The following is an 11,923-nucleotide window of genomic DNA, read 5'->3' as shown; positions in this document are numbered from 1 at the left end:
GCTCCTATTCGTCTACGCCGTATTTTTTATCTAACGTATTCATTTTGAAAACGTACACAAAAATCAAAGCAACAAAGGTATAAATCGCGCCTTGCTGGGCGAACCAGAAGCCAAGTTTAAACCCAAAAAAACGTACTTCATTAAGTACATCAACCAGTAATATGCCAAAGCCAAAAGACACGACAAACCACACTGCTAACAGTTTAAATAACAGCGAAATGTTTTCTGCCCAATAAGCTTTTGCTTGTTCTTCATCTTTAAAAGCCATTTTTGTTTTCCCCTTTAAGCACCGCAATATCGCGATGAGTGGTTTTTTATCTTCGCTTACCAATTTAGCAACGCTGGTTACATATTGAATTGAGACCATAGTCGTAACAGATTGTTAACGTTTACGTAAACTGTATTTGTCATTCAAGCGTGTTTTATATATTTTTATATTATTTCAATTACTTAGGCTGTTTTTGTTAGCTGGCTTTATGATTAAATTGATAAGTTGGTCATTAATGCGACATTAGTCTAATGCTCAAGGGTGTTTTATTTTTACTGTTAATATTCAGTAAGATATAAATAAAATAAAAGTTTTATTTTAAATTCAACCCTCACACTTAACCTCAGTTCTGGTATTGTGTTAATCCCTCATAGGGATGAGGGATTATTTAAAATAATAAGGTTTAATAACAACATGACTGCCGTACTCATTATTGTTGCTTTAAGTTATATAGGTGTGCTGTTTTGGCTTGCCAATTGGGGCGATAAAACAACCCCTTTAGCAAAGCGTATTAGCCATCACCCTTTTGTGTATTCACTCTCACTTGGGATTTACTGTACCTCTTGGACTTATTACGGTTCGGTAGGAACAGCCGCCACCAGCAGTTGGAGTTACTTGCCAATATTATTAGGCCCTGCGTTGCTGTTTTTATTCGGCCAAGGATTTTTACGTAAGCTGGTACTGGTAAGTAAAAAACAAAATATAACGACTATTGCTGACTTTATTTCAGCTCGTTACGGCAAACGTCAAACTACAGCAATAATGGTTACTGTAATCGCATTACTGGCAACCATTCCCTACATTGCACTGCAATTAAAAGCGCTTAGTACAAGCTTTTTACTTTTGCAAAACAGTAATAAAATATCCGGCGATATGCTCGCGCTTTCTGCCACACTAATTATGGCTTTATTTGCTATATTTTTTGGTACTCGCAAAGTTGATGTAACTGAATATCGCTCTGGCTTAATGCTCGCTGTTGCATTTGAATCTATGATTAAACTTATTGCTCTTATTGCCGTTGCGGGGCTTGCAGTATTTACACTTTTTAATTTACCCGAAGCCACCACGAACAAAGTAACTGAGTCTATTTGGGGTCACTGGAGCGATTTTAACTTTTTTAGCTTTAACTTTATTGGCCAGTCTTTAATGGCTGCAGCGGCTATTATATGTTTGCCTCGCCAGTTTCATGTAACCGTGGTCGACAACCAAAACAAACGCCACTTACTTACCGCTCGCTGGGCTTTTCCGCTGTATTTACTACTAACAGCCGCAATGATTTTACCTATTGCGACTGCGGCCATTCATCCTGAAATTGGCAGCGGTTATTCACCCGACAGCTTTGTACTTGCCCTACCGCTAATTAACGACAATGCATTCTTAACCACTTTTGTATTTATAGGTGGACTATCTGCCGCCACCGCAATGATAGTGGTAGCAACGCTTACATTAAGCACGATGATTTCAAACGATGTGGTACTGCCGTTAATGCTGCGTAGAAAGTTTAAACGTAACTTAATTACCAGCAGTTATAAGTCTCGCATATTACTTGTAAGGCGCTTTGCTATTGCAGGCATATTAATTTTGGCCTATTTCTATCAGCAATGGTTTGGCCATAGTAGCGCACTGGCCAGTATGGGCTTGGTGGCGTTTTCACTTGTTACCCAATTGCTGCCCTCTATTGTGGGTGGTTTATATTGGCGAAAAGGTCATGCTTATGGGGTGTATGCAGGTTTAGTAGCAGGCTTTATTTGCTGGATACTATTTTTAATGCTGCCAATACTCGATGCCGGCACAACCCTTGATAGCGAGCTGCAACAAACGCTTATAACGCGTGGAACCTTGATAGCTTTGTTTGCCAATATTGGTTGTTATATTAGTTTTTCACTTGGGGCTGAGGAGCGCTTAATTGATAAAATTCAGGCCGCTGCTTTTGTTAACCCTAAAGATCAGGCTATTTTATCAAGGCGCTTAAATAAAGACGTAAAAGCCACCGTTTACGACTTTAAAATACTACTGCAAACATTTCTAGGGATTCAGCGCAGCCAACAAGTATTGGCCCATTACGCACTCGCCCATCATTTAAGCGATAACAACGCACACCCAGAGCCTGAATTTATAGCCTACTGCGAACGCGCATTAACAGGCGTGCTTGGCGCATCGTCAGCGCAAGCATTAATACATACGGTATCGTCGGGTAAGCGTATGGCGTTTGAAGAAGTTGTAAACTTTTTTGACGAAACCACACAAGCGCTGCAATTTAATCAAAATCTGTTATTTACCTCACTCGAAAATTTAAGCCACGGTATTTCAGTTGTTGATAAAGATTTAAAACTCGTTGCATGGAACAAACGCTACAATGAAATGTTTGGCTACCCTGAAGGCTTTTTAGAAGTAGGCCAACCCATAGAAGACATTATTAGATACAACGCTAACCGTGGTGAATGTGGCCCTGGTGAAATAGAACGCCAAGTAGAAAAACGTGTACAGCATTTAAAATATGGCAGCTCGCATCATTTTATTCGCCACCGTCGTAATGGCCAAGTATACGAAATGATTGGTAATCCGCTGCCCGATGGCGGATTTGTTACCAGCTTTTCAGATATTACAAACCACATAAGTACGCAAAATGCGCTTGAAGAAGTAAACATGGATCTTGAAAACCGCATAGAAGCACGTACTCAAGAAGTGCAAACTATTAATAAAGACTTACAAGCTCAAATAGATAGCCGTGTACAAACCGAGCAAGCACTTACTTTAGCTAAACGAGAAGCAGAGCAAGCCAACGACAGTAAAACGCGTTTTTTAGCGCTGGCAAGCCACGACATTTTACAGCCGTTAAATGCAGCACGTTTATACCTTGCCGCCATTGACGAAAAGCAACTCGACAGCACTAACCAAAACAGCTTTGAAAAGTTAGGCGACAGTCTCGATTCAACCGTGCATTTAATGTCGGCATTGCTTGAAATAGCTAAGCTTGAGCAAGGCGCTATGACCCCTACCCCTCGCCACTTTTATATTGAAGATATTTTAGCGCCACTGCAAAGTGAATACGCTATTTTATCAAGTGATAAAGGTCTTAAACTTAGTGTGCGTTCAAACCAGCAAATTGTGCACAGCGATATAACCTATCTGCGCCGAATTATTCAAAACTTGGTCTCTAATGCAGTTAAATACACCGATAATGGTCGTGTATTAATTGCCTGCAGGAACCGGAAGCACAATTTACGAATAGAAGTATGGGATACAGGCCCAGGTATTAGCGAAGTAGAGCAAGCTAAAATATTTAACGACTTTTACCGTGTTGAGTCGGGCGATAACAAAGGCGTAGGCTTAGGCTTAGGTGTTGTAAAACGTATGGCTGACTTATTAAGTTTGCCGCTTGATGTGCATTCTGAACCAAATAAAGGTAGCCGTTTTAGCATTGAGGTACCTTATGGTGACGAGCAGTTTGTACAACAAAAAAGTACTAAAAACAGCTTAATAGAAAACCGTGCAGCAATTAATATTGTTGCCGTAGACGACGACCCTGAAAATTTAGCAGCAATGGCAAGCTTACTTAAAAAGTGGCAAGCTAATTACACCCTTTTTGATAACGTAGATAATGTACTGGCGCATGCTAAGCAAAACGGTGCACCCGATGTTATTTTAATGGACTATCAATTAGGTAGCGACTGCGATGGGATAACGCTAATTAAAACCCTGCGCGAAATTTGGCAAAGCCAAGTCCCTGCTATTTTAATTACCGCAGTGCGCGACACCGAGCTTAAACAGGAAACCAAAGCCGCTAATATTCATTATTTAAGTAAGCCAATTAAACCGGGCAAACTAAAGGCACTGCTTAATCACAGTACATAGTGATCTAGTTAAAAGTGTTCTAGTTAAAAGCTATCAAGTAATAGCGTAAAACAAAAAGCCCAGTATCTTCACTGGGCTTTGCTTTATAAAGTGTTCATAAAATTAAACTGGATTTACTCGGCTTCTAAGCTTTTGGAACAACCAACTTAACCCCACCAATGAAAGCCCTAATCCAATAAACGAAAGCGCTTTAAGTAAGCCCTCCAAGTTAGCCATATCAATTAAAAACACTTTAACAATAACGGCAGCTAGTATGCCCAGGCCTACTTTTTGTATTAATAATTGATTTTTTAAATGCCCAAAAATAACAGTACCCGCCCCCAATACTAACCAAATAACAGAGTAACTATAAAGCTCTGCATTGCTTGCGCCTTTGGATAAGTACATATAAGGACCTTGCCAGTACTGACGAATAAAGCTGTTTATTGCCAATAATATAAAGCCACCTGCAACGGCCAATATAAATGGCGTAGCTTTAGCATTTATTGGTTTTACAAGCTTGGCCAGCCAAAGCGTTAATCCTGCAGGAACTAACCACAATAGTAATAACCAGTTAAATATTGGCAGCTCACCTATGTAAAGTGATTCAAATAATGGGTTATCGTCAAGTAGTGTTTTAATAGCAAAAAACCCTGCTAACCCCGCAAGTGCAAAACCCGCCACTTTATATAACTTAGCTAAAGTACCGGCAAGTTTTGCTCTGTGTAAATACACACACCCTAATGCCAGCCAGTTACAGGTAAGGAGTATTTGTTCGTAAAAGTTAAGTGAATCAAATTGCGGATAATGCCCTACTAACTGATAACTTGTTTCGGTAGTAATAAAAAGCGCTAAACAATGAAGAGCTGCACCTTCGAGCCATATTTTAAGTTTTGATGAGTCAAAGCACTTAGCTGCGGCAAAAAATAACGCGATACATAACGGATAAACCACAATGCTCCAATGTAAGCCAAATACCGTAAGTGCATCGGAACTTGGTGTCCAAGGTGCGAGCGTTAAGCGCAGTAATAACGCAGCAACCAAGGCTTTTATAGGCCAATGCGGCATAGGCACGTTATAGCGTTTAATAAGTACGCTTATAAGTAATACTTGTACAGCAAGTGCAATGGTTAGGCCGCTGTCACTTAGTAGCATGGTAATTGCTAACGTAATATTGGCATTAGCCCCTACCCAATAAGTAAAACGCTGAAAAAGCGTTGTATTATGTTGCGCACACTTTATTAAAATAGCCGCCACTACAAACAATGCAACGGCCCAAAGTGGATATGCAGTACTTAACGCAGAATTAGGAATATGCGTATATAAAGTCGCTATCATTACAAATGCACTAAATGCCCCCGTAATATGAAACGCTAAACGCTTAATCTGTTTTTTACCGTAATAAAGCCCAAAAGCGGTAAGTAACAACCCGAGTAATAAACCCAAACCATACTCATTTTTGAATATAAAGAGGGCGTCATCAAATAGATTTGGCGAAAGATGCGTGCGCTGAGCGCCTAATACTAATAGCGTTGAAATAACTAACGCTACGCCCTGCCAAATATCCCAACGGCTATTTTTAAGGACTAAAAATAACACCAATACAATACTTAACACGCCGATTGCTTGCCACTGCATATCAAAGTGACTGATCAACATAGTAGATATTAAGGGCGCTATAAAAGCGAGTAGTAATGCATGATCTGGAAGCACTTTAAGTAAACGTTTTAAACTGTGCGGGCGATGTTCAATAACATTCAGTTTTAGACCTAAGCGCGGTATAGCAATTAACCCTACAATACTAAGTAAAGCAAATGCCCCCATTAACCAAACGGTATTAACTTTAAGTAGCGTAAAACCAACTAAATACCAGCCAATGTGCCCTGCCCATAATAAATACCACAACCAAGCTCGCTGCACTTTATGTGCAACTAACGCAGCCGACAAACTTACAAAACCAACATACATAAATAACGTAAACAAGTTACCGCTGCCTGTATTAACCCATATTGGTACGCTGTAAGCGCCAATAATACCAAGCACGGCCAATAGCGGGCCTAACCTAAGCGCCATAGCACTTGCGCTAATTGCAATAACTGCCAGTGCAAAAAATGCCACGGTAGGGCTCAGCATGTCGTAACTGCTGTAAGCTAAAAGCGTTAAAGCAAAACAGGTAATAAACCCGCCGCTTGCAAGCGCTGCGGGTATGTAATTATTAAAGCCTTCAAATACAATGCGTTTATGGTGTAAATAAGCTGCGGCTGCAATTAGGCCAAGCCCAAATAAGCCGCCTAAACTCAACCTCATTACAGGCGATAATAATCCCGCTTCTAGGCTGTATTTAGCTAAAAAGATGCCCCCAAACGCAAGCGCTATTGCGCCTATCCAGGTCATCCAGTTCTCTTCAAACCCTGCGCGCAATTTATTAAATAGTAATTCTATGGCTGATGCTTCAGCTGGTTTGGCTTTTTTAGGAGGCGCTGATAGCTGATTTATTACAGGTGGCGACGCGTTTTGGGACGTTAAGCTTGGCTGTGCTTTATGAGCAATTGGCTCTGATCTTGAAAGCGCTGCCTGAGCCGTAGATGCTTCACTTTGAGGTTCACTTTGCGATATCGATTTATGTGTTTGTAGATGTGTTATTTTGGCCCTTAAAACAGCAACTTCTTGTTTTAATGCATTTAACTGCACTAGCGCTATTAAGCCGCAAATAGCACCGGCAACTACAACCAGTATTACTATGACGGCTAACCCAACTAAATCATCCATGGCACACTCTTATTAATTATTATGCCCTGAGTGTACCTAATTATTAATGAGTAGGTAAATTTTGTTCAATAAAAAAGCCTAAGTACTTAAAGTGCTTAGGCTTTATGCTACTTAATATGTTTAGGTTTATTCAACACTATCGGTAATAGTGCGCTCTAGGGTCATCTTATAACCAGAGCTTGTTGTTTCATCATGCTCTAAAATCAATATGTAGTTACCCTCTTGTGTAAAGTCCATATCGCTTTGTTGAATAAGCACAATTTGCTGGCCGTTGTCTTCGTAAACAACATAAATCGTGTAAATTTCGTTATCTACAACCTGCTCTTCTTGGTCATACTTATCTAGGCCATCGACTACGTTACTAGTGTCGTCTACCGTTTCGCCGTTAAGTGTAAAGTACACATCTACATCTGAAACCGACTGCCCTGCGTAGCTTTCAATTAGGTTTACAACCGATACCGTATGGCTGTAACTGCTTGGTGTTAGATTTTCTTCAACGCTCATCATACGTAAACCGTTATCTGCGTCGTTATAGAAAATACCCACCGCACTTTGCTCGCGCTCTAGCGTCATTAAAAAGTTATCAGCTAGTTTTGTACCTTCTTCATCGTACATCGCTACGCTGTAACTATTAGGCGAAAGTTCAACATAATCGGTATAAGAGTCACTAGCGACTGTATTTGTTGTATTTACAGTTGTACCGCGTGTAGCAGAAAAGCTTACTGGCGAGTAGTCATCAACCGTATTTATAAAACGTAATTGCCCTAGGGCAGATTGATGTTTAAGCTCAGTAACGTAGTTATTATCGGTTACTACATCAAGCGTAATGCCGCCTTCTTCTGTTGCATAACTTGGGCGGATCATTGCTACATAACTTGCTTCATCGTATAAATAAACAGATGACGACTCGTACACAACATCACTGCTGCCCGCTTCTGTTATGTAAATAGTGTAATAACCTTCATCAACGCTTTGCAGATCTAACTCACTTAAATATTGAGCCGATGAAAAAAGTGTCGCGCTTTCAAATACACCATCATCAGTTGCTAAGTAAATATCGTAGTTAGTGTCCTCTCCTGCAATATTATAAAACCCTAAGTTAAACTCACCCGTATCGCTTGTAATAGGTACGCTAAGCTCTGTAAATGTAGGTTCATCAAAGTTACCACTCATTACTATTAACTGTGTTTTGTCACCCTTAATAGAAATTTCTTGATCGCTAATTGTTATATAGCTGTCGTTAGCATCTAGGTACTCAAAACTTACATCATAAGTGTCTGTGGTGTAGTTATGGCGAGTAGTTACATCAGCAAAATCAGCGCCTGAGCGCTCTGTTTCTTCGACAAACAAACGTGTGTATGGGCTATTGTAAGAGCCGTTATACAATTGGATGTAACCTGTAGAGCTTGAGCTATCGTCAGAGCCGCAGCCCGACAAAATAGTAATTAGACTTAAGGGTAATGCAGCTTTTAAAAGGGAGTTAGTCATTAAGGTTATTCCTTATTATTAATATCCCCATTATGACCCAAACATTCTATTTTAATTTCATGATTTACAAAGCATTACCCTCACTGACACTTCCTTACGAAAACGTTAAAAAGTGTAGTAAATGTGCAAACAATAAGGACGTGTTTTTATATAATTAAAACGCTTATGGGGCAATTTCAAAACGATCTCGGCCACTCTTCTTAGCTAAATATAAAGCTTGATCAGCGCGCTTCATTACTTTATCTAAAGGCTCATTAGGCGTTTGCATTGCAACACCTATACTTACTGTTAAGTGACGAGAGTTTTGAATATTTATGGTGTGCGCAAGGTCAATTAATTGCTGCGAAAAATCACACGCTTGCGTCATATTATTTGTAGGCAAGTAGCCACCAAATTCTTCACCACCGAGGCGAGCAAATTTGTTTTGGTGCGTAAAAGCATTGTCGTATTTAGTTGCTAGTTCTTTAAGCATTACATCACCAACATCATGACCAAACTCATCATTGATTGCTTTAAAGTGGTCTATATCGATAATTAAAATAACGTAAGGTGAGTGCTGAGCACCTTTAGCGTGCTGATAAAAATAACGTCTATTATGTAGTCAATAATGAGCTCACGCGCTAATCGGTTATTAATACTTTGTACAAAGCGCATAGTTTTAAATAAACCATAGGAAGTTAAAAGCATGCCGCTGGTTCTGCATAAATCTTCAAAATAAATACTTACCCAGTAAGGCTGTATCACTATCTCATCGATTAAATCAGCTGTATTACCCATGGACCAGAGCATTAATCCGAGAGTCGAAAATGTATATGCAAGCTTTGAAAGTTTGGAGCACTGAACCATCCAAAATAAAAAAATAAGAACAATTAAATTAATAAAATCAGTTGTAAAACCGTAAACATTATTTTGAACTTGTAAGGGAGGAAAGTTAGTTAGGGAGTAGGCTGAAAAAATAACAATATAAGCTAATAAAAATAGGCTTACAGTTTTATTTTTCCAGCTCATTTTAAAAAAATTAGAAAGCCTGATAGTGAGCTTTACAGTTTCAATCATATTAACCCTAAGCTTTTCGATACTATATTAAAAAACTATAGCACATTACCAAAAAGGCTTATTAGAATAAGGTGGTTAATAATCTTTAATAATGAGCTTAAATCACCAAGCTTAATCCCCAAACCCCTAACACAAGTAACGTTATTAAAACCATTGCCTTAGTTTTGTGTTTACTAATGATTCGCTCAGCTTCATTACCTGCATAATAAACAATAATAGCCAGACCAAAGTAACGAATAGAACGCGCGATACCTGAGGCCAATAAAAATAGCCAAATAGAATACTTAGTCGCGCCTGCTGCAAGCATCGCTATTTGAAACGGAATTGGCACAATGCCAAGCGTTATAACAAACCAAAAACCTTGATCTTGCATTTGCTGCTTAACGTTTTCAAATTGCTCAGGGCTCGAAAACGTATTAATAATCCAATCACCAACCGCATCAAATAAATAATAACCCAACGCATAACCAAACAATGCACCCACTATGCAACCTAAAGTCGCCATTAAGGCGATAAGCCATAGCTTCTCTCTACGAGCTTGCATTAGCGGTACTAATACAGCCTCAAGTGGAATAGGCACTATGGTTGACTCTAAAAACGACGCCACTGTAATACCGCTAAGCATATGCTTAGAGTCAATAAAATTACGCGTTTTTTCTTTTAGCTTTTTTTGAATTGCCATAGTAAATCCTTTTCACTTATCTGTAAGAACAAGAGTATTCAATAAGCCAATAGTTACACATTTAGGTTAATACACGCTGAAAACAGTGTAGTAAATTTATCAGGTCCTAGGGCGTATTGATCTTTGTGGATTGAAATTTGTTCAATCCAAGGAAGATTAAATCGCGGCGCGAGGTTTGTAACCTAGTGGGCTCGGTAACTGCTCCTGCGTTACCCTACTGGCTTACATCCATGTAAGAATAAGTAAAAATCGAGCAAAGCTTCCGCGTCATGCTCACCCCCTTACCTACATCCATGTAGGCAACAAAGAGTTAATCGTCCCTAGATCGAGCTCAAAGGGCAGCGCATGTTTGGTATTTATGCTGCGTTATCGCCTTATTTATGTGGAATAACCACACTACATAGGCTCTGCCTTGCCTAAAAACCAAACACACAGCTGCAAATTCAACCACCAATGATCAATACGCCCTACTGCATTAACAAATTAGTAATATCCATAAGAATATTTTATTATGTGTCAATGCAGTTAAATACCTACCAAAGCAGTTAAAAACTTATGCAAAGTGCGCGTTTTATTCCCTTTAGAAAGCAAGATATTGTCGATATGTGTAGCGAAGAGCTTAAAAGCAGTACACAAAAAACATCGTTTAAACAATTTTGCGATTTACTAGCAAGCCTTATTCATTACGATTACCACGCAACACTTGAATCACTTAAAAACAACTACGCCCCTTTTGATCCCAATAGTGACACGCGATCATTAGCGCCAGTATCGGAGGATCAAAAAGCGCAGTGCCAACGAGATTTTGCTAAAGATTTTGCTAAGGTACTTAATGCAGCTAACTTTGAAGTGATCACCAATGAAGACTTACAAGATGCATTGAACGAAGAGTCACTATTTAAGGTGCGCCTTGAGGTTGAATTTGATGACTTTGAAGAAGTGGTTTTTTATCGCCGTGGCGAGTCGCAACTCACTGAAACCATAACCAGCTTTTGGGGCCTTCGTAAAAAACCGCTGCACTTTACTAATTACGACCGAGTAGCCGTGTTTATTCGCTTTAAAGACAGCGCTTATTTTGAAGCTAAAAATAAAATGCCTTTAGGGTTTGAGCCAAGTTCGACCATAGTTAAGCTGTTTCAAAATGTGCCAAAGGCCGATCTCGAAATGCTATTTCCTAATAGTGAAGTACGTATGCGCCCTATTGATAAAGCAATTATTGGCTCATCGGCTTTAGTTGGCGGTGCAGTGGTACTTATAACTAAACTTGGCGCATCAATCGTATTATTGCTTGCTCTGTTTGCTTTTTGGGGGGGCTTTAGAAGTGAAGCTGTCGAAATGACGCAACAACACTTTATTACCTTTGCTATTGGCATGGGAGTATTTGGCAGCTTTATTTTTAAAGAGTGGAGTAAGTTTAAAAACCGTAAAATTAAATTTATGAAAGCGCTTAGCGATAACCTCTACTTTAAAAACCTTGATAATAACGCCGGTGTTTTTCACACCCTTATAGACGCCGCCGAAGAGGAAGACATAAAAGAAGCGCTGCTTGCGTATACGTTTTTACTAAAATCAGAAAACGGCTTAACCGCCCAAACGCTTGATGAACAAATAGAGCATTGGTTTAAAAGCAAATACCAGTGCGATCTTGATTTTGAAATTAGCGATGCGCTTGAAAAGTTGGAGCGTATGCGCTTAGTAACGTGCACTAATGATGTGTATAGCGCAACAAATTTGGAACACGCAAAAACTATTTTGGATGAGCGCTGGGATAACCTTTTTCAATATAATTAACCTGCAAAGTTTACTTAACAACAAAAAGCAGCTGA

General features: G+C 39.4%; 8 protein-coding genes. 2 read left to right on the top strand and 6 right to left on the bottom strand.

Annotation, left to right across the window (positions count from 1 at the left end):
* Window positions 1-4: 4 nt before the first annotated feature.
* Window positions 5-268, bottom strand: coding sequence for a DUF4212 domain-containing protein (locus H5118_RS11510; protein WP_002961535.1), 264 nt, complete (start codon window positions 266-268; stop codon window positions 5-7).
* Between the two features lie 414 nt (window positions 269-682).
* Here H5118_RS11510 and H5118_RS11505 point away from each other — a divergent pair, with 414 nt between their 5' ends.
* Window positions 683-4,123, top strand: a complete 3,441-nt coding sequence (locus H5118_RS11505) for a PAS-domain containing protein (RefSeq protein WP_182748893.1) — start codon at window positions 683-685, stop codon at window positions 4,121-4,123.
* Window positions 4,124-4,225: 102 nt separating this feature from the next.
* On the opposite strand, the gene H5118_RS11500 is transcribed toward H5118_RS11505, so the two are convergent.
* The 5 genes from H5118_RS11500 to H5118_RS11485 all read right to left on the bottom strand — a co-directional run bounded on the left by H5118_RS11500 (window position 4,226) and on the right by H5118_RS11485 (window position 10,097).
* Window positions 4,226-6,871: a DUF2339 domain-containing protein gene (locus H5118_RS11500; protein WP_182748891.1), complete on the bottom strand. Its 2,646-nt coding sequence runs from the start codon at window positions 6,869-6,871 to the stop codon at window positions 4,226-4,228.
* A gap of 126 nt (window positions 6,872-6,997) precedes the next feature.
* Entirely contained in the window at window positions 6,998-8,359 is a 1,362-nt protein-coding gene (locus H5118_RS11495; protein WP_182748889.1) for a hypothetical protein, read from the bottom strand.
* 163 nt (window positions 8,360-8,522) lie between these two features.
* Window positions 8,523-8,900, bottom strand: a complete 378-nt coding sequence (locus H5118_RS20835; protein ID WP_310736098.1) for a GGDEF domain-containing protein — start codon at window positions 8,898-8,900, stop codon at window positions 8,523-8,525.
* Window positions 8,894-9,136 (bottom strand): hypothetical protein, encoded by a 243-nt coding sequence (locus H5118_RS20830; RefSeq protein WP_310736097.1) that lies wholly within the window; start codon window positions 9,134-9,136, stop codon window positions 8,894-8,896. Before H5118_RS20830 ends, H5118_RS20835 begins: the two co-directional genes overlap by 7 nt.
* 376 nt (window positions 9,137-9,512) lie before the next feature.
* Window positions 9,513-10,097 (bottom strand): YqaA family protein, encoded by a 585-nt coding sequence (locus H5118_RS11485; RefSeq protein ID WP_010554604.1) that lies wholly within the window; start codon window positions 10,095-10,097, stop codon window positions 9,513-9,515.
* 555 nt (window positions 10,098-10,652) lie between these two features.
* Here H5118_RS11485 and H5118_RS11480 point away from each other — a divergent pair.
* The gene (locus H5118_RS11480; RefSeq protein ID WP_182748888.1) at window positions 10,653-11,888 is read left to right on the top strand and encodes a TMEM143 family protein; all 1,236 of its coding nucleotides are present in this window, start codon (window positions 10,653-10,655) and stop codon (window positions 11,886-11,888) included.
* The last annotated feature ends 35 nt before the right edge of the window (window positions 11,889-11,923 follow it).

Origin of the sequence: Pseudoalteromonas sp. SR41-1, assembly GCF_014164015.1 — a bacterium.
In the GTDB taxonomy this organism is placed as follows: domain Bacteria; phylum Pseudomonadota; class Gammaproteobacteria; order Enterobacterales; family Alteromonadaceae; genus Pseudoalteromonas; species Pseudoalteromonas distincta.
This window is presented reverse-complemented; position numbering and strand designations above follow the sequence as displayed.